The organism is Zobellia roscoffensis, assembly GCF_015330165.1.
Taxonomy (GTDB): domain Bacteria; phylum Bacteroidota; class Bacteroidia; order Flavobacteriales; family Flavobacteriaceae; genus Zobellia; species Zobellia roscoffensis.
Window position 1 is genome coordinate 3,624,761 of record NZ_JADDXT010000002.1, and the last position, 22,890, is coordinate 3,647,650.

The 22,890-nt window shown below is 40.1% G+C and carries 13 protein-coding genes; 11 read left to right on the top strand and 2 right to left on the bottom strand.

Going from position 1 to position 22,890, the window contains the following annotated elements; all coding sequences use genetic code 11:
- The first annotated feature begins 39 nt into the window (after positions 1–39).
- Together IWC72_RS20330 and IWC72_RS14590 are read left to right on the top strand one after the other, a co-directional pair.
- Positions 40–2,988 (top strand): DUF5060 domain-containing protein, encoded by a 2,949-nt coding sequence (locus IWC72_RS20330; RefSeq protein WP_226979578.1) that lies wholly within the window; start codon positions 40–42, stop codon positions 2,986–2,988.
- Between the two features lie 6 nt (positions 2,989–2,994).
- Positions 2,995–3,843 (top strand): 3-keto-disaccharide hydrolase, encoded by an 849-nt coding sequence (locus IWC72_RS14590; RefSeq protein WP_194530268.1) that lies wholly within the window; start codon positions 2,995–2,997, stop codon positions 3,841–3,843.
- Positions 3,844–4,018: 175 nt separating this feature from the next.
- On the opposite strand, the gene IWC72_RS14595 is transcribed toward IWC72_RS14590, so the two are convergent.
- Complete coding sequence (locus IWC72_RS14595) at positions 4,019–4,591, bottom strand: sugar O-acetyltransferase (protein ID WP_194530269.1); 573 nt, start codon at positions 4,589–4,591, stop codon at positions 4,019–4,021.
- Positions 4,592–4,633: 42 nt separating this feature from the next.
- Positions 4,634–5,110, bottom strand: coding sequence for a nucleoside deaminase (locus IWC72_RS14600; protein ID WP_194531170.1), 477 nt, complete (start codon positions 5,108–5,110; stop codon positions 4,634–4,636).
- 412 nt (positions 5,111–5,522) lie between these two features.
- On the opposite strand from IWC72_RS14600, the gene IWC72_RS14605 reads away from it, so the two are divergent.
- The 9 genes from IWC72_RS14605 (at position 5,523) to IWC72_RS14645 (ending at position 22,644) form a co-directional block, all read left to right on the top strand.
- Positions 5,523–8,246 (top strand): helix-turn-helix and ligand-binding sensor domain-containing protein, encoded by a 2,724-nt coding sequence (locus IWC72_RS14605; RefSeq protein ID WP_317171413.1) that lies wholly within the window; start codon positions 5,523–5,525, stop codon positions 8,244–8,246.
- A gap of 261 nt (positions 8,247–8,507) precedes the next feature.
- Positions 8,508–11,546, top strand: a complete 3,039-nt coding sequence (locus tag IWC72_RS14610; protein ID WP_194530271.1) for a SusC/RagA family TonB-linked outer membrane protein — start codon at positions 8,508–8,510, stop codon at positions 11,544–11,546.
- 11 nt (positions 11,547–11,557) lie between these two features.
- Complete coding sequence (locus IWC72_RS14615; RefSeq protein ID WP_194530272.1) at positions 11,558–13,096, top strand: RagB/SusD family nutrient uptake outer membrane protein; 1,539 nt, start codon at positions 11,558–11,560, stop codon at positions 13,094–13,096.
- A 26-nt stretch (positions 13,097–13,122) separates the two neighbouring features.
- Positions 13,123–14,916: a LamG-like jellyroll fold domain-containing protein gene (locus IWC72_RS14620; protein WP_194530273.1), complete on the top strand. Its 1,794-nt coding sequence runs from the start codon at positions 13,123–13,125 to the stop codon at positions 14,914–14,916.
- Between the two features lie 27 nt (positions 14,917–14,943).
- Complete coding sequence (locus IWC72_RS14625; RefSeq protein WP_194530274.1) at positions 14,944–16,311, top strand: glucoamylase family protein; 1,368 nt, start codon at positions 14,944–14,946, stop codon at positions 16,309–16,311.
- Positions 16,304–17,710: a glucoamylase family protein gene (locus IWC72_RS14630; RefSeq protein WP_194530275.1), complete on the top strand. Its 1,407-nt coding sequence runs from the start codon at positions 16,304–16,306 to the stop codon at positions 17,708–17,710. The genes IWC72_RS14625 and IWC72_RS14630 overlap by 8 nt, the downstream gene beginning before the upstream one ends.
- 110 nt (positions 17,711–17,820) lie before the next feature.
- A complete protein-coding gene (bglX, locus tag IWC72_RS14635) occupies positions 17,821–20,097 on the top strand; it encodes a beta-glucosidase BglX (protein ID WP_194530276.1) in 2,277 nt (758 codons plus the stop codon).
- 1 nt (position 20,098) lies between these two features.
- Positions 20,099–21,010, top strand: a complete 912-nt coding sequence (locus IWC72_RS14640; RefSeq protein WP_194530277.1) for an alpha/beta hydrolase — start codon at positions 20,099–20,101, stop codon at positions 21,008–21,010.
- 5 nt (positions 21,011–21,015) lie between these two features.
- Positions 21,016–22,644 (top strand): sulfatase family protein, encoded by a 1,629-nt coding sequence (locus IWC72_RS14645; protein ID WP_194530278.1) that lies wholly within the window; start codon positions 21,016–21,018, stop codon positions 22,642–22,644.
- Positions 22,645–22,890 lie beyond the last annotated feature (246 nt).

Below are 22,890 nucleotides of genomic sequence, written 5' to 3' on the forward strand. Positions count from 1 at the left end.
TAATTATCTCAATATCAACAAACAGAAAAAAGAACACCAATGAAACAACAAAAATGGAAGTCCATTGTAAAGAGTCACTTCTTACTTGCCTTGTCTTTAAGTTTTTTTCAGACACAAGCAAATCAGCCCAAAAGTAATACGGAAACAAAAGGTAAAGTTGTGGTTGAGGCCGAAGATTTTTATGATCAGAGCCATACGGACAAGCGCAAGTGGTATGTTATAGATGCAGCTTACGGAGCAAAGATGAAAAGCCTTGAGCATAATTTACATTTTAAGGCTGCCAATGGTGAGAAATACATTGAAATTTTACCGGATACACGTACCAATCATGATGAAAAGCTGATTGTTGGAGAAAATTTTTCAAATGAGCCGGGCAAAATGGGTGTTTTGCATTACAAAGTGAATTTTTCTGAGGCAGGGAGATACTATGTTTGGGTTCGTGCATATAGCACAGGATCTGAAGATAATGGTGTTCATGTTGGTGTTGATGGTACTTGGCCAGAAAGTGGTCAGCGTATGCAGTGGTGCGACGGTAAGGATACTTGGACCTGGGGGAATAGTCAACGAACCGAAGAAAGACATTGTGGTGTTCCGGGATTTATTTATATAGATATTGATAAAGCTGGTGAGCATGATATTCAATTCAGTATGCGGGAGGATGGTTTTGAAATGGATCAGTTTATCCTAACCAAGGATAGCTCTTTTCATCCAGCGAAGAAAAGTGTGGTTGTGGCTGATCAAGACGTATTGGCCATGGTGAAAGAAGTAAGGCCAAGTGCTAAAATATATCCTGCTCAGGCCTTTAAGAGTACTAAAAATACTTTTTATAATGATAAGAAGTGGTTAGCTATTAACCCGGAGAAATTTAATGAGGCTGAAGCTTCTCTTGATTTTGAGGGTCCAGAAGGTAACTATGACGTACTTCTTTTTACGGTTGGTGAAAATGATGGTCGTTCTATATACACTTTGAAAAAAAACGATGAGAGTTTTCAGGATTTTAGAACTCCGCTGAGCAGTAATATGTTTGAGGAAGGGTTGGAATATGTAAAAGTATATTCCAATATTGAATTGAAGAATAATGATGCCATTGGCTTAAAGGCGGTTCCAAAGAGTAAGGATGGTAAAGAATTTAGCCGTGCGCGTTGGAGTGGGTTGGTATTGGTAAAGGCGGGTACTGGTAAAAAGCTGTTGGAGGAAATACAACAGAAAATGGCAGACCAGACCAATTTAAAGATTACGGGAGAACTTAAAAAGTGGCACAAGGTAACTCTAACTTTTGATGGGCCAAGTACTTCTGAGGATGCAGATTACAATCCTTTTATGAACTATCGTTTTAATGTAACCTTTACGCACAAGCAGAGTAAAAAGTCTTTTGTTGTACCGGGTTATTATGCGGCAGATGGTGATGCCGGACAATCTTCTTCCATCAAAGGAAACAAATGGCGTGTGCATTTTGCTCCCGATGAAATAGGAGAGTGGACGTATGATGTTGATTTTAGAAAAGGTAACTATTCTGCGGTAAGTACAAAATCCAATACGGGTGTCAGTGCAGGCTTTATGGACGGAGCAAGTGGAACGTTCAACATAGAAAAAACCGATAAATCTGGTGCGGATTTTAGAGGAAAAGGAAGGTTGCGATATGTTGGCGAACGTTATTTGAAGTTTGCCGAGACAGGTGAATACTTTCTGAAACAAGGTCCTGATGCTCCCGAAAATTTCTTGTCCTATGTAGATTTGGACGGTACGTTTAAGGATGATGGTCATAAGGATAAGATGGTGAAAACATGGTCCGCACATTTACAGGATTATAAGCAGAATGACCCAACCTGGAAGAATGGCAAGGGAAAAGCTATTATTGGGGCATTGAATTATTTGGCTTCAAAAGGTTTGAATTCGGTTTCGTTTTTGACTAACAATATAGCAGGTGATGACCAGAACGTTTTTCCATATGTCGATTATGACACGTATGACCGAATAGATGTTTCCAAAATGGACCAGTGGGAAATTATTTTTGAGCATGCACAAAAGCTAGGTCTTTTTCTTCATTTTAAACTTTTAGAAGTAGAAAATCAGGGACTCTTGGATAATGGGGGGGTTGGTGCAAATACAAAATTGTACTACCGTGAGATAATGGCGCGTTTTGGACATCATTTAGCACTTAACTGGAATCTTTGCGAGGAAAATGGCGAATGGGTAAAGAACCCGACCACGCCACCGCAGGAAGAGGAGCAGCGTTTGGCAATGACCACTTATTTCAAAAAGAACGACCCCTACCATCATCATTTGGTAATTCATAACGGAAAAGATTTTGTAGACCTTTTAGGACCTGAAAGTGGACTTACGGGACCATCCGTTCAGACCAATAAAACCGATTTTAGTCGTGTTCACGGGCAGGTGTTACATTGGTTGGATGAGTCTAAAAAGGCAGGTTTCCAATGGGCCGTTGCGGTAGATGAGCCTGGTGATGCGCAACATTCGCTAATTACGGATGCAGAAAACCCCGATCATGATAATGCTCGTAGAAATGGCCTTTGGGGTACTTTTATGGCCGGCGGATGGGGTAATGAATGGTATTTTGGTTATGCACACCCACATTCAGACCTTACCTGTGAAGATTACCGCTCTAGAGACCTCTTTTGGGATCAGGCGGTAAATGCGGTTAAGTTCTTTAAGGAAAACAATATTCCTTTTTGGGAGACCGAAAACAGAAATGATTTAGTTGGAAATTCAGATAACAAAAACACAGTGTATTGCTTGGCCAAAGAGAATGAGGTATATGCGGTATATCTAAATTCTGTTCCAACGGCTACGCTAGATTTATCCAATGCCTCTGGTGATTTTGAAGTGCTTTGGTTCAATCCGAAAAAAGGAGGTGAACTTAGAAAATCCAAAGTAAAGAAAGTATCGGGAGGTTCAGTGGTAGAACTAGGAAAATCACCTGATAAGAAACAGCAAGATTGGGCTATTTTACTTCGAAGAGCAAATTAATATTACATGAAGATCAATGGATATTTTGCGGTAGTAGGCATAGTGGTATTAGCTCTTTCGTGCAAGGCCAAACAAAGTAATATACCGTCCGAATCAACAAACGATGAGGACGGTTATGTTTCGCTCTATAATGGGCGTGATATGAGCAATTGGAATATCATGTGCCGAGACAAGGAGCCAGGTTTGGCGGAGAAAGTTTTTGCTGCCGGCGAAAACGGAGAAATGCATGTCTATAAAGATTTTCCAAACGGCGACCGTACCGAAGTAGGGAAAAATGGAACCCACTGTATGTTCTTTACGAAAGAAAAGTATAGCAGTTATAGCTTTAAATTCGAGTATAAGTGGGGTGATAAAATTTTTAATAATTACGACCAGTTTCAATATGATGCAGGAATGTATTTTCATGTTTTTGATGTAAATATTTGGCCAAAGGGATTAGAGTATCAAGTTCGTTATGACGATTCTAAAAATGAAAACCATACCGGTTGTGTTTGGAACTCAGGTGCTAAGTTTGATTGGTATGCTGATAATTCAGAAGAAACCCCAAAACTAAGGACTTACCTTTCTAAAGAAGAGGGTGGTGTGGCACAGGAGCACCGTGGAGGTGAACATAAAGCTCATAAGGGGGCGGAATTTCACGCTCTTGATGGACAATGGAACCAATGCGAAGTTATCGTTATGGGCAATGCTTATGCGGTTTATAAACTAAACGGAAAGATTGTAAATGTTCTGACCAATCTCAGTCACTCAGAGGGTGAAATAGGCTTGCAAGCGGAAACTGCAGAGATTTTTTATCGAAATATAAAAATAAAAGTTTTTGATGAGGTTTTACCCATAGAGGAAGCCCTTCGCTAGGCATTGATATCAAATTAAAGTAAGGTTCAAAGATGTTTTCCAGTATGAGTAATGCTGAAACATCTTTGAACTTTTTTTGTTGAAACTAAGACGTATTGGTCGTAAACCCTTAAAACTTTATTAGGGATTGAGGAATCTGTTTAGCGTAGCTTATAAAACTAAAGCAGGTCTCTAATTATAGCTTTCTGATCACTTTACAAGGGTTTCCAAATGCCAAAACATCATCTGGAAGGTCTTTGGTAACGACACTACCGGCGCCTATGGTTACATTGTTTCCAATGGTTACGCCAGGAAAGATGACAGAGTTTCCGCCAATCCAAACATTATCACCAATAGAAACCGGTTTCGTATGGGTCAGGTAGCGAGATTGCCCTTCTTCGGTAATTATCCTCTCGGAAGCTTTTAGAGGGTGTGTAGCGGTATAAATTTGTACGTAGGGAGCTATAAGTCCGTTTTTACCGATTGTAATTGTATTGTTGTCAAGAAAAATGCAATTGGTGTTTACAAAAGTGCCATCACCTATAATGATGTTTTCGCCATAATCACAGAAAAAGGGAGCTTCGATCCATACACCATCTCCTTTCTTATGAAAAAGGTCGGTGAGAATGATATCACGTTCACTACTTAATTCAGGATTTAGAGCATTGTATTGCAGTAATAACTTTCGTGCTTTATGGTACATGGCCAATAGTTCTGGATCTCGAGAATTATAAGGGTCTCCATGGAGCATTTTTTCTTTTTCGGTCATATCTGCAATTGGCAATAGATTTTATAATGGAGGAAACTGGTCCTAATATTTTGTTTTATCGTTTTTAGAGGCCCAGTCGTTGAACACTTCTACGGCCTCATTTTGTAGCATTTGCTTAAAGTGAATCTGCCGGTCTTCCATACCAACCTCTAATTCATCGTAAATAAACTGATCGTCAAAATCTATGGCTTTGGCATCAGCTTTATCGCAGCCATAATATACGGCTTTAGGTCTAGCCCAATAAATGGCACCAAAACACATGGGGCAAGGCTCACAAGAAGTATAAATAATACAATCGGTTAACTGAAACGTATTCAATTTTTTACAGGCATCTCTAATGACAACCATTTCGGCATGTGCAGTAGGGTCATTGGTTGAGGTTACTTTATTGTGGCCTTCAGCAATGATTTTCCCGTCTTTAACGACTACAGCACCAAAAGGTCCACCTGCATTTGAGTTCATTCCCTTGGCAGCCATTTCAATAGCACGACACATAAAAAATTCATGTTTGTTTGTCATCATAAAATATCGGATTAGTGATTGTGAAGTACAGGTTTAAGCGAGTGGCTTATGAAGGGAAATTGCTCCTTAGAAACCAAACGCATGTACACTGTATATTAGTGGATGCAAAATTACATATTTTCACGTGGTTTTCGCTCTTTTTATCAATCGTCATCAGTTAGATGGGTTAAAATACCATGTTAAATAGAATTAGATAGAAACGAACCTGATTTCAACATGCTTTCTCTTAATTACATAGTAATCCATAATTCATGTCCATATAGGATTGTTTTCAAGATTGCGGAGTGCTAATAAGCTTCTTTAATCTGTTTATCTTTGCAGCAGGGTTTGATTTTCTTCAAGCCCATTTTTGTATTATGTAAAGTAGAGATTAGAAATGAGAAATGGATATTACATAATTTTTTTGTTAGTGCTACTTCCCTTTATTGGAACCGCACAAACGCTGCTGCCACCTATTTATAATTATAAGGTGTTTGAGTATAATGCAGGAGCCCAGAATTGGGGGCTCAGTATAGATGAAAACGGACATGTTTATGCGGCCAATGATAAGGGTTTGCTTTCTTATAATGGAGAGGAATGGATTTTAAACAAACTACCCAATAATACGGTAGTACGTTCCGTAGCGACCAATAAAGATAGGGTGTATACGGGTTCGTACGAAGAATTTGGGTATTGGGAGAAATCGGATATTGGGCAGTTGAATTATACTTCACTGACTTCGCTGATAAAAAACCATACGTTTACCAGTGAGGAATTTTGGCAGATATTACCATTTAAAGAGTCTGTCTATTTTCGGTCATTTTCTACTTTGTACAAATATGAAGGTGAAAAAATAATGGTAATAGACCCGGAATTTGTAGTAACGGCCCTAGCAGTGTATAACAATGAGGTGTATGTAACGGCAAAGAATGAAGGACTCTATGTTTTGAGGGAAAATCAGCTTAAATCCATCGCTAATAAAGAGGTTTTGAAAAACCAGACCATTACGGATATGGTTCCTTTTGATAATGGGCTCTTGATCGGGACTCAGTTAAACGGATGTTTGTTATTCAAAGATGATGCGTTTTTGCCTTTTAATACAGATATGAACAACCGTTTAAAAGAACATCAGCTCAATAAAATATTACCATTGGATACTGGGGAAATTGTCTTTGGTACAATAAAGAACGGCATCTATATTTATGATAATCTTAAAGGAACTTCTCGTAATCTTAATAGAAATACGGGCTTGCAAAACAATACAGTGCTCTCTTTGGCAAAGTTCAATGATCAATTTTGGGCAGGGTTGGAAAGTGGAATAGATCGGATTCAGGTAAACTCACCAATTACTTTTTATACGGATCATACCGGGTCATTGGGTACCGTTCATGATGTGGCGATAAAAGATAGGACCACGTATCTGGGCAGTAACACGGGAATCTATTATTTTAAGGATGATGAGCTGGAGTTTTTTGAAGGTTCTCAGGGCCATGTTTGGGATGTTGAGACCATTGCAAACGATGTGTTGGTTGGTCATAACACGGGAACATTTAGGCTAGAGGGTGACAGATTGCAAAAAGTATCCAATAGGGCAGGTGGTTATCAATTTGTAAAGGTTCCGGAAAGGAATAATGTTTTTCTGCAAGGTACATATACCGGTGTGAGCAAATATGAAAAAGAGGCTTCGGGTAAATGGGATACAAACTCTATTTTGGGAATAGATTTTCCTGTGAAACAACTTTGTTTTGAAGATAATAGAACCATATGGGCCGCCCATCATTATAAGGGTTTGTTTCGCTTTAAATTAAATGAAAACCTATCTGCGGTTGAGGATAAAGTTACCTTTGGCACCAACGTACTTCCTAACATCTATAATGTAAAGTTGTATAGAATTAAAAACCAAATTGTCATTCAGAGTGAGGGCAAGTGGTACAAGTATGATCCATTGGTGGGGGAAATTGTCCTTTTAGAGGAATTTGAGCCCTTTACGGATATGTCCCTTATTTATGAGGATGGTGAACATTTTTGGTTTTTGAAGGATACGGAAACAAAAGAGCTCTTATATACAGATTTACGTGAAAATACCATAGCTATTAGTGAGGCCCAATTGAACCAAAGGCTCATGCCCGATATGGAAAGGGCGGTTAGGCGTAACGATTCTACCTATCTTATAACCTTGAGCGATGGTTTTGCGCAAATGAATCTTATCCAGTTAAAAAGACACTTACAGGGTGCTGCTATACCAGTTCCGGAACTTTCGGTCTTTAGTGATGATGCAAAGCGCCATGCGATTACAGAAAGCGATTTTGAAATCCCATTTATAGATGCCCAAGATTTACGTTTTCAGTTTTCTGCACCGCGTATGGTTCAACCTAGGTATTATTACACACTGCAGGGACCCTTGGAACAACAGGAGTATGCTACGGTAGGAACCCTAAATTTTCAAAACTTACCACATGGTAGTTATGAGCTTCGTGCGCATACGGTGAGTATGGACCATAAGAAAAGCGACCCTAAAATAATTACATTTAATATAGCTCCCCCTTGGTATTTGTCAAAATTAAGTATGTTGGGGTATTTGCTATTGGTTATTGCGGTCATATTAGGGGTACGTTGGTATAACAGACAAAAACTAAAAAGAAAGCATGAGCTTTTAAAAATAAACTTGGAGCGTGAGCAAGAAGAACGTTTGGCGCAATTAGAAAAGGAAAAATTAGAAAGGGAAATTAAACGGAAGCAAACCGAATTGGCAAGAACAACTATGAGTGTTGCGAAAAAAAACGAACTTATTCTAGAACTCAAAGACCTTATGGTTTTGAACAAAGATGCTTTTTCCAATAAGCAACGTTATCGTTCATTGACCAAAAAGTTAGATGGGTCTATTAATGAGAATGAAGATTGGAAAAATTTTGAGGTTAACTTTAAAGAACTGCATGATGATTTCTTTGATAACCTATTGCAGCAGTTTCCTAAACTTACACCAAAAGATTTGAAATTATGTGCCTATTTAAAGATGAATCTATCAAGTAAGGAAATCGCTCCACTTATGGCAATTTCTATTAGAGGGGTAGAGATACATCGGTACCGTTTACGTAAAAAATTGGGAATTGATAGTTCTCAAAATCTGTCGAACTTCCTAATTAAGTTTAAATAGCTCTTTTAACGGTGCTATTTTCTTACATCCTTAATTTCCATCCGTTTAAACCACTACATCAAGACTACATCACAGTGTTAAAGTTTTAAGTTTTCTTAACATTGGCACTACTGCAAATACCGTGTATTATGGGGTTCGCAGCCCTATTTACGTTGATGTATTTTTTATGTAGCCTTTCACAAAAGAGACGCTGGTTACATTATATAACTTGTGCTTGAATTTAACAGATTGATAAATTTATAACTCAACTTTTAGATAATTATGAAAATAAGAAACATTTTTTTATCGATGTGCTTCTTTTTCTTTCAGTTAGCATTGTTTGCTCAGGACGGTATTACCGTTTCAGGTAATATTAGTGATGCTAATGGAGAACCGTTACCGGGAGCAAGTATCGTAGTTAAGGGTACCACATCAGGAACACAAACCGATTTTGACGGAAACTACACCTTAAACGGAGTGGATGAAGATGGAATAGTAGTAGTAAGCTATATCGGTTTTACTTCACAAGAAATTTCAGTGAAAGGGCAGACCAATATTAACGTATCATTATCTGAGGATGCTCAAGCCTTAGATGAAGTAGTGGTTATTGGTTATGGTCAAATGAAATCTAAAGATCTTACTTCTGCAATTACGACGGTCAAGGCCGAAGAGATTGCGGCAACACCAACAAGTTCTCCTATGCAAGCACTACAAGGTAAGGTTGCCGGTTTGCAGGTTGTAAGTAATGGTGGTCCTGGACAAGGCCCAACGATCCGTGTACGTGGTATTGGATCTTATGATACGGATGCATCTGGTCCACTTTACGTGGTGGATGGAATGTTCTTTGATGACATAGATTTCTTGAATACGGCAGATATAACTTCTATATCTGTTTTAAAGGATGCCTCTGCTGCAGCAATTTACGGAGTACGTGCTGCAAACGGAGTAGTGCTAATTGAAACTAAATCTGGTGCTTACAATCAGAAATCGGAAATTACGTATGATGGGTATTCCGGTTTTCAGGTCGCACAGAATGTGTTGAAATTAGCTAATGCTGAGCAATTTGTGACCTTGGCAAGAGAATCAGGGTCTGCACCCGATAATGAATTTATTGATAACGCTATGCAGCGTTACGGGCGTAGCCGAATTAACCCGAATGTACCTAACGTAAACACGGATTGGTATGACGAAATTTTGAGACCCGCTTTGATTCAAAACCATAGTATAGGCATTACCGGTGGTAGCGATAATGCTACCTATGCAATTGGCGCCAATTATTTTGGACAAGAGGGTATTCTTAAAATGAAGAATGAATACGAGCGCTTCAACCTCCGTAGTAAAATTGATTTTAAGGTAAATGATAATTTAACGGTTGGAGGAAATATGGTAATTAGTAACGCTACCCGTTATGATGCAGAGAACTCTGCTTTCAGATTGGCATATTATGCAGTTCCTATTCTTCCAGTGTATGATGAAACACTTGCTGGTAACGAGAGTGTTTACCCAACCAATTATGCGAATGCCCAAGATTTAGGATATCGTGGCGGTCAGAATCCGTTCCCTACGATGGATAATAGTGAACTTCGTTCTAAAATAAGAAACGTTTTGGCCAATTTTTATGCGCAGGTACACATCATTCCTGAGAAGTTGACCTTCAAAACGGCTTACAATCACAACTTTGAAACCATAGAACGTAGAGAGGTTAGATTGCCCTATTTTATAGGTAACGGCTTTCAGCGTGAAAATGCAGAATTGGTAAAGAGAAACGATACCTATTCAAACCAAATTTGGGACAACACCTTAACCTATACAGAATCTTTTGGCAAACATAACCTTACGGTGCTTGGAGGTTCATCTTTTAGAGACGAATCTTTTGAGCGCCTTGAGGCAAAAGGTCTAAACTTTCCGTTATCTGGGGAAGAGGCCTATTATTTGGATCAGGCACAGACTATTGTACAAGATGATGTAAAAGATGATGGTCGTCGTGAATATGGTCTATCGTTCTTCGGTAGGGTTTCTTATAATTATGATAATAGGTATCTGCTTTACGGAACGTACCGTGCAGATGGAACGAACAAGTATCAAGAAAAATGGGGCTATTTCCCAACCATAGGTGCAGGATGGGTTCTCTCCGAAGAGAATTTTATGGAAAACAACGGAGTGTTTGACTTTCTTAAATTCCGTGGTAGTTGGGGTAAATTGGGTAACGATAAGGTACCTGGTAGCGAAGGCGCAATAACGTCTACCGTTGTAACTACTTCTTTTGGAGATACCATGGTGAGCGGGGTTAATACCAGTAGCAATTTTACGGCACTAAAATGGGAGGTTACTGAAGAAGTGAACGTTGGTCTTTCGGCACGATCATTAAACAATAGACTTTCTTTGGAAGCGGATTATTATATACGAGATACAAAGGATGCTGTAATTCCAATTGAAGTTCCTTTGATTCCGGATGCAACCCGGCAAAATGTGGGTGAAATTAGAAATCAAGGTCTTGAATTGGCTTTAAACTGGAACGATCAAGTTTCTGATGATTTTAGTTATTCGCTCGGTGCTAATTTTTCTACCCTAAAGAATGAAGTATTGGACACTGACCGTCAATTGAATATAGATACGGGCTCTGCGGAGTTTAGACAACGTACGCGTGTGGGTGACCCGGTATTTTCTTTCTTCGGTCTAGAAGTAGATGGTGTTTATCAAAATGAGGCACAAATAGCAGCAGATCCAGCAGCACAAGTGGAAATAGCTAATGGAAGAGCAATTGTACCCGGAGACTTAAAATTTAGGGACCAGGATGGTGTAGACGGCATAACAGCAGATGACCGTGTGATGTTAGGTAATTACTTGCCAACCTATTCCTTTGGGTTTAATATGAGCTTCAACTATAAAGCTTGGGATTTTTCTGCAGCGGCCTTGGGCCAAGGAGGAAATAAAATTTTAAACCGTAAACGTGGTGAGGTCATTTTTACCAATGATACCAACTGGGACCGTGATTTTGCACTGAACCGTTGGCATGGGGAGGGTACTTCTAACAGTTACCCATCTTCGGCAGGAATTAGAAAGGGATGGAACCAACAATTAAGCGATTTCTTTATTGAAGACGGTGATTTCTTTAGAATTCAAAATATCACATTAGGATATACGATTAACAAAGATGGAAAGATAAAAGGTCTTCCTAAAACTCGGGTGTATGTTACTGCAGAGAAGCCATTGTCTGTTTTTGATTACAATGGTTTTAATCCTGAAGTACCTAATGGTGTTGATAACGATACCTATCCTATTCCGGCTATTTACACAATAGGCGTAAACATTAAAATATAAAAAAGACGACTATGAAACTATTTAATAAAATTTCAAAACCTTCCCTTGTGTTGCTTTTGGTTCTAGCCGTTTGGGGATGTACCGATAAGTTAGATGAACCGGAACTGAACAACAATTTCGCAGGAGGTACTGATTTTACGGATGCATCAGGAATGTTACTTTCCACTGTTGGTGCTTACGAAGCTTTTTATTCTAGAGGATGGGAGCAACCGCTCATTATGTCCGTTCGAGGAGATGATGTTAATTCAGGTGGTTTGGGTGATCAGCCAGAATTTACTGAAATGGATAGATTCAATTACAGTAAAGACCATTGGATGGTAAATTCTCTTTGGGAAAACACCTATGCAGATGTTATTTCCGCGCATACTGCTATGGAGCAGATTGCACGTTACCAAGAATTTGGTAGCGATGCTGAAATTGCGTTGGGAAACCAGTATATCGCAGAAATACAGGTGTTAAGAGGTATGATGTTATTTCAAATTTCTCAGGTATACGGAGATATTTTTATTCCAGAGTCTTCGGATACGGAATTGTTGTTAGAAGTGGAAACCCTGCCAACGAAAGCGGAAGTAATGCAGCACGTTTCCGATCAGATGGATTTGGCCATTCCGTTATTACCGGATGCTAGACCTAATGAGAGAACCGATCTAGAAGGCGGCGTCACTAAATATACGGCACTTGCAATTAAAGCATTGGCAAACCAAGAATTGGCAAATTACCAAGCAGTTGCAGATGCCACCGGCCAGATTATCGCTTCGGGGAAGTTTAGCTTGTATCCAGATTTTTATGAGCTTTTTAAAACTCCCGGTAAGTTAAGTGATGAAAGTTTATTGGATTTACAATATTCCGATTTTAACCAAGGCGAAGGAGATCGTTTTGCACACCTATATGCTCCTTATGGTCCACAAAACTGGTCTCCCGCTGTAGAAGGTTCCAATAGTGGTTGGGGCTTTTATGAGCCCAGTTTCAAATTCATCAAGTTTATGCTAGACCGTGGTGAAACCGTACGTTTGGAAACGAGTGTACTTTTCACGGAAAGAGGTATAGCGGAGTTACAGACAGATCCAGCGTATTCCGATTTGCCAAGTTTCATGACCAAAATTACCCGAGACAACGATACCATCAATGATTTTGCAAGGGGTTACTTTTCAAGCGGAAAACATTACCTGCCGTCTAATCAGTTGATTGAAGGGCGTACCGAGTATGGTAGTAATAAAAACAACAACGTTATTCGTTATGCCGAAATCTTGCTAATGTATGCAGAGGCTCTAACACAAGGCGCATCAGGTTCGGCAATAACAGCCGATCAAGCTGTGAACTTAGTTCGCGAGAGAGCGGGAATGCCTGCTTTATCCGGGGTAACTCTAGATCAGGTTGTGGAGGAGAAATTTGCCGAATTGGCCATGGAATGGGGCAAACGCTATTATGATATGATTCGTTTGCAGAGGTTTGATGAGCTTACGTACGATGGTCGTACGTTCACTGAGGCTAAGACCTTCTTGCCTTATCCGCAACCACAGATAGACCAATTTCCGGTGCTTCAGAATTAATCCAATTCAACTAACAAAACAGAAAGATGAAAAATGTAAAATACATAGTATCATGTTTGATGGCAGCTACGCTTTTTTATAGCTGTGATCAAGGTATCGATTCTTTAACCGAAGTTGATCCCGGGGCAGATGCAACGGCACCGGCAATAACAATTACGTCACCTTCAGAAGGTCTAGCGGTAAAAGTAAATGAGGAGCTAGCAACGATTACCGTTAAGTTTCAGGCCGAAGATGATATTGAACTAGGTTCAGTAGAAGTATTGCTGAACGGAACTAGAATAGGCAATTATAACAGTTTTAAAGATTACCGTAAGTTGATTGTTGATGATTTGGTGTATGATCAATTAGAAGATGGGGCGCATCAACTTACGGTTATTGCCAAAGATTTAGATGGGAAATCTACCAGTGAGGTGGTCAATTTTACCAAAGAGCCAGCGTATATTTCTAAATACCCGGGCGAGCTCTTATATATGCCGTTTGAGGGGGGATATGTAGACTTGTTGAGTTTTGAAGAGGCAGAACAAGTAGGTACGCCTTCCATTAGCGAAGAAAGCTTAGCGGGAGATGGTTCTTATGCTGGTTCGGAAGACTCCTTTTTGACACTAGATCCGGAACGATTTAAGAATGCGGAATTGAGTGCCATATTCTGGATAAAATTAAATGCAGTACCAGACCGTGCCGGTATTTTGGCAATGAGTCCACCTCTTAGCGAAACAGGTGGAAATGTATTGACCAGTGGTTTCAGGTTTTTTAGGGAAAATGCAAACGGGAAACAACGCTATAAATTAAATGTAGGTACAGGAGACGCTAACTCTTGGTTTGATGGAGGTGAAGCTGCAGAAGTTGACCCTGCTTCAGAAGAATGGGTGAATCTAGCTTTCACTATTTCTGGTACTGAGGCCGTGGTCTATATAGACGGTCAAATTGTTTCTCAAGGACCTTTAACAGGAATAGACTGGACAGATGTAAACATTCTTTCCATTATGTCCGGTGAACCTAACTTCTCGGGTTGGAACCATAAATCCGATTTAAGTTTACTTGATGAATTGCGAATTTTTGATCGCGCTATTACGCAAGAAGAAGTGAAACAAATCATTCAAGATGATTCGGGCATCGTGGTATCGGATTACCCTCCTAATTTCCCGGGAGAGATGTTTTATATGCCTTTTGAGAATTCGTATGAGAATCTGTTTACTGGTTTGGAGGCAGATATAGTAGGTACACCTGGTTTTTTCGATGATGTTGTTGCTGGTGAAGCTGCTTATGTAGGTGCGGAAGATTCTTATTTGACCGTTCCTTCTAACGGATTGACTACAGATGAGTTTAGTGCCACACTTTGGTATAAAGTGAACGCAGAACCAGGAAGAGCGGGTATTTTGGTCATGGGTCCCGAGGATACAGAAAAAGAAGGGTTCCCAGAAATTCAAAATTTAAGAACAAATGGCTTCCGGTTTTTTAGGGAAGGTGATGCCACACGACAAGTTTTTAAATTGAATGTTGGTAATGGCGAAGCTGATACTTGGTTTGATGGTGGTGATTTAGCCGCTTTAGACCCTGCAGCTGCGGGATGGGTACATATGGCCTTCACCATATCAGGAAATAGTGCTGCAGTTTATTTCAACGGAGAAGTTGTTGCGCAGGGTGAATTAACCGGAGGCATTGATTGGTCAGATTGCGACATCCTATCCATAGGTTCGGGAGCTCCAAGATTTACGGAGTGGGGTCATTTGGCCGATGAGAGCTTAATGGATGAGCTACGCTTGTTCAATAAGACGCTATCTCAAGAAGAAATTCAGGAAATTATGAATGCTAATTTATAGCAGTTTAAAATCAAATTATACAATCGTATGAGAGTATTGACTATAGCCCTTTTTACGGGTTCCCTTTTGATCGGGTGTGGTGGCAATCCATCAAAAAAAGAAAAAATTGACACCCAACAAGAGCCTGAGATAGGTAAGGAATTGACCGATGAGCAATTGTTGGATTCCGTTCAGAAACAGACATTTGACTATTTCTGGGAAGGTGCTGAACCAGAATCTGGTTTGGCTCGTGAGCGTATTCATTTGGATAACGTTTATCCCGCTCATGATAAGGATATTATTACCACAGGTGGTTCAGGTTTTGGCCTCATGGCTATTTTAGTAGGGGTAGAGCGCGGTTTTATTAGCCGTGAACAAGCTTTGGAGCGTTACGAGAAATCGGTCTTATTTTTAGAAAAAGCGGATAGATTTCATGGGGTTTGGCCCCACTGGCTTATGCCTGACGGAAAGATGACGCCTTTCAGTAAGATGGATAATGGAGGGGATTTGGTAGAAACTGCTTTCTTGGTACAGGGCCTGTTGACCGTAAAAGAATATTTTGAGTCGGGTAATGAGCGTGAGAAAGAACTGGCGAACAGAATTCAAAAACTTTGGGAAGAGGTTGAGTGGGACTGGTACACCAAAGGTGAAAATGTACTCTATTGGCATTGGTCGCCTGAATACAAATGGGAGATGAACTTCCCTGTAGGTGGATATAATGAGGCGCTTATTATGTATGTTTTGGCTGCAGCTTCGCCAACACATTCTGTAAAAAAGGAAGTTTACGAACAAGGTTGGGCTAAAAATGGCGAAATTAAAAATGATACTACTTTTTATGGTTTGAGAACAGTAGTAAATCATTATGAGCATGACAGGTCTCCAGTAGGTCCAATGTTTTGGGCGCATTATTCGTATTTGGGCCTAAACCCGAAAGACTTAAAAGACCAATACGCAGATTATTGGAAGTTAAACGAAAACCATGCAATGATTCAGTATCGTCATGCCGTAGAGAATCCGCATGAATACAAAGGGTACGGAAAGAATCTTTGGGGATTTACTTCTAGCTACTCAATGAAAGGGTATGCAGGTCATAGACCTGACCGTGACCTTGGTGTTATATCACCAACAGCCGCACTTGCCTCTATGCCGTATACGCCTGAGCAGAGTAAAGATTTTTTACGGTACATGTATACGGAACAGGACTCTTTAATTGGTAAATATGGTCCCTATGATGCCTTTAGCTTAGAGCACAAATGGTACGTGCCAAGGTATTTGGCAATTGACCAAGGGCCTATTCCTGTAATGATAGAGAATTATAGAAGCGGACTGTTCTGGCAACTTTTTATGACCAATTCAGATGTGCAAAAAGGTTTAAGAAAATTAGGATTCACTTCTCCAAGTTTGCCAAATGAATAAAGTTGTTGGTCTCTTTTTATTGGTCTCGCTGTGCTTTTCATGTTCTTCTGATGATGGGGAAAATGGGGCAATCGGGGTTTCCGAGTTGCCTGAAGTTCCTGAGGAAAATGTACCTGAAGAAGAAGAGGAAGAGGAGGAAGAACTTCCGGAGCTCTCGGATGAGGAACTGTTAGACCTGACGCAAAAAGAGACCTTCAAATATTTTTATGATTTCGCGCAAGCGGAATCAGGTGCTGCTCGTGAAAGATATCATCCTCAAGACCTGACCAATGACCCTAATACGGTTACTGTTGGCGGAACAGGTTTTGGGTTAATGGGTATTCTTGTGGGAATTGAAAGAGGATTCATTTCAAGAAACGAAGGTGTGGAAAGACTCGCTAAAATCATGTCGTTTTTAGAGGAAGCAGACCGCTTTCATGGCGCTTGGCCTCATTGGTTAGATGGACAGACAGGTAAGGTGCTTCCGTTTAGTGAAAAAGATAATGGTGCAGATTTAGTCGAAACTTCATTTTTAACACAGGGGTTAATTTGTGTAAAGGAATACTTGAAAAACGGTTCTCCCGAAGAAAAAGAGTTGGCAGCGCAAGCCGATAGTTTATGGAAAGGAGTGGAGTGGAATTGGTTCACCCAAGATCAAAATACTTTGTATTGGCATTGGAGTCCCGATTTTGGTTTCGATATCAATTTAGAATTAAAGGGTTACAACGAAGTTTTGATGACGTACGTTATGGCAGCGGCTTCTCCCGACTTTCCTATCACTAAAGAAATTTATGAAAATGGCTGGGCATCAAATGGCGCTATTGCCAATGGCGCTTTAGCATATGATATTCCTCTGGTTGTAGACCATGCAGGTAATTCTCCCAAAGGCGGGCCATTGTTTTGGGCACACTACTCTTATTTAGGACTAGATCCTCGAAACTTGGCCGACGCTTTTGTGAATTATGATGAAGCGGCCGTAAATCATGCCAAAATCAATTTGACGTATTGCATGGATAACCCAAAAAATTTTACGGATTATGGCGAAGATTGTTGGGGTCTTACTGCTAGTTACAGTAGAAATGCCGATGGCGGTATAGGGTATAATGCGCATAGCCCGTCTAATGACACAGGTGTAGTTTCGCCTACCGCGGCACTAAGTTCTTTGCCGTATACTCCGGAAGCATCGATGAAAGCGTTACGGTATTTTTATAAGAATAAAGATAAACTTTTAGGCCCTGCAGGTTTTTATGATGCTTTTAGTCCGCAAAACGATTTTTGGGTGGCAGATGCATATTTGGCCATAGACCAAGGTCCTATTTTAGTTATGATAGAAAATCATAGGTCAGAATTACTATGGCGACTTTTTATGCAAAATGAAGATGTAAATAAAGGTCTGGATGCCTTAGGGTTTACCTATTAGACCCAGTGAATTAGTTAGGATAAGATTGAAAGGTGCCACTTTACAAGGAATGGTGCACAGGGATGTTTTGGTCTTTATTGAACGTGAATGAAAATGATAAAATGTTGAAAATGAATACTCTAAAAATAAAATTAGTATCCTTTATCCTTTTGTTTGGTTTAGGATTGTTTTCCGTGAAAGCACAAGAAAAGATAGATCAAGTAGAAGCGCTACTTTCAAAAATGACCTTGGAAGAAAAAATAGGGCAGCTCAATTTATTAACCCCGGGTGGTGGTATTGCCACAGGTTCGGTGGTGAGTAATAATGTAGAAGCAAAGATAAAAGCAGGTCAGGTTGGGGGCTTGTTTGGAGTCGCAGGACCAGAGAAGGTGCGTCAGGCTCAAAAAATAGCTATTGAAAACTCTCGACTTAAAATACCGTTGTTAATTGGTTCGGATATTATTCACGGCTATAAAACTACCTTTCCCATTCCTTTGGGAACCGCTGCTAGTTGGGATTTGGAGCTGATAAAGAAAATGGCGGAGACGGCAGCCAAGGAAGCCACTGCGGACGGAATCAACTGGAATTTTTCTCCCATGGTAGATATCGCTCGTGATCCCAGATGGGGGCGTATTGCCGAAGGAGCAGGGGAAGACCCATTTTTAGGAAGCGCCATTGCAACCGCAATGATAAAGGGCTACCAAGGTACGAATCTAAAGAAACCTAACACCATGATGGCTACAGTGAAACATTTAGTGCTTTATGGCGCTGCCGAAGGTGGGCGTGATTACAATTCCGTAGATATGGGAAAAGTGAAAATGTACAACCAATATCTGCCAGTTTATAAAGCTGCAGTAGACGCAGGGGTAGGTAGCGCCATGACCTCTTTTAATGATATTGACGGCGTACCGGCTTCCGGGAATAAATGGATGATTACGGATTTGTTGCGGAAACAATGGGGCTTTGAGGGAATGGTAGTTTCCGACTATACTTCGGTAAATGAAATGGTAGCTCATGGTTTGGGTGATTTACAAACGGTGTCGGCACTTGCCTTAAATGCCGGCCTTGATATGGACATGGTGGGCGAAGGCTTTTTAACAACGCTCAAAAAGTCTGTAGAAGAAGGTAAGGTAAGCGAGGAATCTATCACTCAGGCTTGCCGAAGAATCTTGACGGCCAAATACAACTTAGGCCTTTTTAACGACCCTTACCTTTATGCCGATGAAAGTAGACCTGAAAAAGATATTCTAAGCCAAGAGAACCGCAAGCTTGCCCGAGAAGCAGCAAGGCAATCGTTCGTATTATTAAAAAAGCATGAGAATGTACTTCCGTTACAGAAAAGTGCCAAGATAGCTCTAGTTGGACCTCTTGCGAACAATAAAAACAATATGTTGGGTACTTGGGCGCCGACAGGAGACCCGCAGCTTTCCGTTCCTGTTTTTGAAGGGTTTAAAAATGTAGCACCAAAAGCAAAAATAAAGTATGCAAAAGGAGCTAACATTACCAACGACCCAGATTTGGCAAAGCGTGCCAATGTATTTGGAACGCGTGTTGAAATAGACGAACGTTCATCGGAAACGCTTTTGAACGAAGCGTTAAAACTTGCCGAAAATTCAGATGTTATTGTTGCTGTGGTAGGAGAAGCAAGTGAATTTAGTGGAGAAGCCGCAAGCAGAACCAATTTATCCCTTCCTGAAAGTCAAAAAAGAATGTTGACCGAACTATCAAAAATTGGTAAGCCAATGGTCATAGTCCTAATGAGCGGAAGACCTCTGACCATCGAGGACGAGTTTGCTTTGCCAGCGAGTATACTCCAGGTGTGGCATGCCGGTATCGAAGCCGGTAACGCTATCGCGGATGTTGTTTTTGGGGATTATAATCCTTCGGGCAAATTAACGGCAACATGGCCGCGAAACGTAGGTCAGATTCCCGTGTATCACAGTATGAAGAATACGGGTAGACCTATTGAAGCTGATAATTTTCAAAAATTCAAGTCCAATTATCTAGATGTAGTCAACACCCCTCTTTTTCCATTTGGCTATGGAATGAGCTATACTGAATTCGGCTATAAAAACCTGAAGATCCAGAAGTCGCAAATCGCACAGATGGAAGCGGTAGAAATTTTGGTAGACGTGACCAATACAGGTGATTTTGATGGTGCGGAAATCGTACAGCTCTACCTTAGAGATGTGGTAAGGAGTATTACACCACCATTGCGAGAGTTGAAAGGATTTACCAAGGTTTTCTTGAAAAAAGGAGAAACCAAGACTGTAAAATTGACACTACAACCTAATGATCTTAAATTTTATAACGGAGCACTTGAGTTTGTTGCTGAGCCAGGTGATTTTGAAATATTCGTGGGTACCAATTCGCAAGCGGAATTGAAGACATCCTTTAAATTGAACTAGCATGAAAAAGCGTTTATACTTTTTTCAGGTATTGATTGTATTGGTTTTAGGGCTTCAATCTACGCAAGCACAAGAGGTGTATTTAGATAGTATTCATGCCAAAATCGGCAAAGAAACTTTTACCTATTCCGATACCTTAAAATTGGACTACTATTCTTCTAAAAAAGGGGTGGTGCCCAATCGCCCTTTATTGATTTTAGTCCATGGTGGAGGTTTTTCCGGAGGGAAGAGAGATAATTTTTTAGAAAGCGGATTTTCAGAAGCTATGGCAAAAAGGGGCTACGCCGTTGCTTCAATGAGTTACAGCTTACGAAAAGGAAAATCCTTTGGGTGCGATTGTCCATCCACCGAAAAAATAGAAACGTTCAAATCCGTTTCTGCCGATGTTTTGAAAGCCACTAGGTTTTTAATAGGAAAATCTGCTAAGTTGAATTTCGATAAAAATAAAATTATTCTAGTGGGCAGTAGTGCCGGGGCCGAAGCTGTTCTCAATACGGCATTTTTACAGTATCACCCGGACTTTAAAAAGTTGCCTTATGGAGATATAAAATTTGCCGGTGTAGTTTCATTTGCCGGGGCCGTCCTAAATGCGGATTACATAGTGAAAAATAATGCCGTTCCTACTTTACTATTCCATGGTAAAAAGGATAAACTGGTACCTTTTGGAACTGCGCCACACCATCACTGCATAGCATCCGCAGCTGGTTATCTTATGTTAGATGGCTCAAGGACTATTGCTGAAAGGTTGAAGGTGCTCAATACATCATGCACCTTAGTTTATGACCCGAACGGTAGTCATGATTGGGCAAATCTGCCCTATGCTCAGGTAGACCTGATTTCCGAATTTATTTTACAAAATGTTCTCAACGGAAAGCTTATCCAAAGTCACGTGAGAATGTCCCACAAAAATTAATTATCATGTTTCGTTTCTCAAAATTACTAGTACTTGTTTCGTTGGTATTTCTCAATTGTAAAGAGGAGACCATTGAACCTGAAAAATCAGATAAAAAAACCAACATCCTTTTTATCATGGCCGATGACCATGCTATTCAGGCTATAAGTGCCTACGGACATCCGCTAACACAACAGGCTCCGACACCGAATATAGACCGTTTGGCAAAGAACGGGGCGCTTTTTACGCACAGTTACGTTACAAACTCTATCTGTGGCCCAAGTAGGGCTGTAATATTGACCGGAAAACACAGTCATATAAACGGTTTCAGACAGAACGGAGATCAGTTTAACGGTAATCAGGTGACGTTACCCAAAATATTGAAATCAGCAGGTTATGAAACAGCAATTGTGGGAAAATGGCATTTGCACGGGGAGCCTCAAGGATTTGATTATTCCAAAATAATTGTAGATCAGGGTAACTACTACAATCCGGATTTTATTGAAAAAGGCGATACGACTAGAATACAGGGCTATGCGACAGATATTATTACCAACGACGCGCTTAACTGGTTGCAAAACAAAAGAAACGATAGCCTTCCGTTTTTTATGATGGTGCATCACAAAGCTCCGCATCGGAATTGGATGCCGGCATTGCGTCACATGAACAAATATGACTCGGTGCAGTTTCCGTTGCCAGACACCTATTTTCCTTCGTTTGAAAATCAACAAGCGGCAGAAGCTCAACTACAGACCATATATGACGATATGTACGAGGGTCATGACCTTAAAATGAGCAAGGAATACGGAAGTACGGAATTGGCACACAACCCTTGGACAACCGATTTTGAACGAATGTCCCCTGAGCAAAGAAACGCATGGGACAAAGCATATTTACCAAAGAACGATGCCTTTCATCAGGCGAATTTAAAAGGTAAGGATTTGGCCAAATGGAAGTTCCAGCGCTATATGCAAGATTATATGGCAACCATAGCCGCTGTAGATGAAGGTGTAGGTAAGATTTTGGATTACTTGGAGGAATCCGGATTGGATAAAAATACGTTAGTGGTCTATACTTCAGACCAAGGTTTTTATATGGGTGAGAAAGGATGGTTCGATAAGCGTTTTATGTATGAAGAGTCTTTTGGGAGCCCTTTATTGATGCAATTGCCAGGCATCATTTCAGCAGAAACGAAAGTAGATGCTATGGTTCAAAATTTGGATTTTGCACAGACATTTCTCGATTTTGCGGGAGTAGAAGGAAAAAGCGGAGCCATGCAAGGACAATCGTTTAAAGGACTTTTAGATGGTTCTATGAATCCTGAAGATTTTAGAGATGTGCTTTATTACCATTACTATGATTATCCTGCCTTTCACATGGTGAAAAAACATTATGGCATTCGTACAGCACGGTATAAGTTAATGCATTTTTATGATGATATTGATAGTTGGGAATTTTATGACCTGTACAAAGACCCAAAAGAACTGAATAACATAATTGATGATAGAACCTATTCATCTGTAATTGAAGATATGCATGATAAACTTGATAGTATTCAAAAGGTTTATAAGGTAACGGAAAAGGAATTCGATAAAGCACCCAAGGCCGCCGTGGACAAAGCGTATAAACAATTTAGAAGATTACGCGGTAAATAGTAAAGCATGTAATTATTAGTCCCAAATTATTTTTTTTTAGGTATTCTTCCTGTAAATAGTTGTCTAAATTGATAGCTACCAAACATTTATACGACAAATGGTTAAAACCGACCAATTTTAAAAAGATTTGGGGGATTATCAATTACGTCGCTTTTTCCCATTTATAACTCCCTTAAATTTACTCGACTGTCGTGTGAAGTAACTCTGTTAAATTTAGAGCTTCTACATACTATTGATAATCAGTAA

Coding starts and splice junctions, on each gene's coding strand:
- IWC72_RS14640 (WP_194530277.1), top strand. CDS start 20,099: ATGAAAAAGCGTTTATACTTTTTTCAGGTATTGATTGTATTGGTTTTA.
- IWC72_RS14610 (WP_194530271.1), top strand. CDS start 8,508: ATGAAAATAAGAAACATTTTTTTATCGATGTGCTTCTTTTTCTTTCAG.
- IWC72_RS14620 (WP_194530273.1), top strand. CDS start 13,123: ATGAAAAATGTAAAATACATAGTATCATGTTTGATGGCAGCTACGCTT.
- bglX (WP_194530276.1), top strand. CDS start 17,821: ATGAATACTCTAAAAATAAAATTAGTATCCTTTATCCTTTTGTTTGGT.
- IWC72_RS14625 (WP_194530274.1), top strand. CDS start 14,944: ATGAGAGTATTGACTATAGCCCTTTTTACGGGTTCCCTTTTGATCGGG.
- IWC72_RS14595 (WP_194530269.1), bottom strand. CDS start 4,591: ATGACCGAAAAAGAAAAAATGCTCCATGGAGACCCTTATAATTCTCGA.
- IWC72_RS14645 (WP_194530278.1), top strand. CDS start 21,016: ATGTTTCGTTTCTCAAAATTACTAGTACTTGTTTCGTTGGTATTTCTC.
- IWC72_RS14600 (WP_194531170.1), bottom strand. CDS start 5,110: ATGACAAACAAACATGAATTTTTTATGTGTCGTGCTATTGAAATGGCT.
- IWC72_RS20330 (WP_226979578.1), top strand. CDS start 40: ATGAAACAACAAAAATGGAAGTCCATTGTAAAGAGTCACTTCTTACTT.
- IWC72_RS14590 (WP_194530268.1), top strand. CDS start 2,995: ATGAAGATCAATGGATATTTTGCGGTAGTAGGCATAGTGGTATTAGCT.
- IWC72_RS14615 (WP_194530272.1), top strand. CDS start 11,558: ATGAAACTATTTAATAAAATTTCAAAACCTTCCCTTGTGTTGCTTTTG.
- IWC72_RS14630 (WP_194530275.1), top strand. CDS start 16,304: ATGAATAAAGTTGTTGGTCTCTTTTTATTGGTCTCGCTGTGCTTTTCA.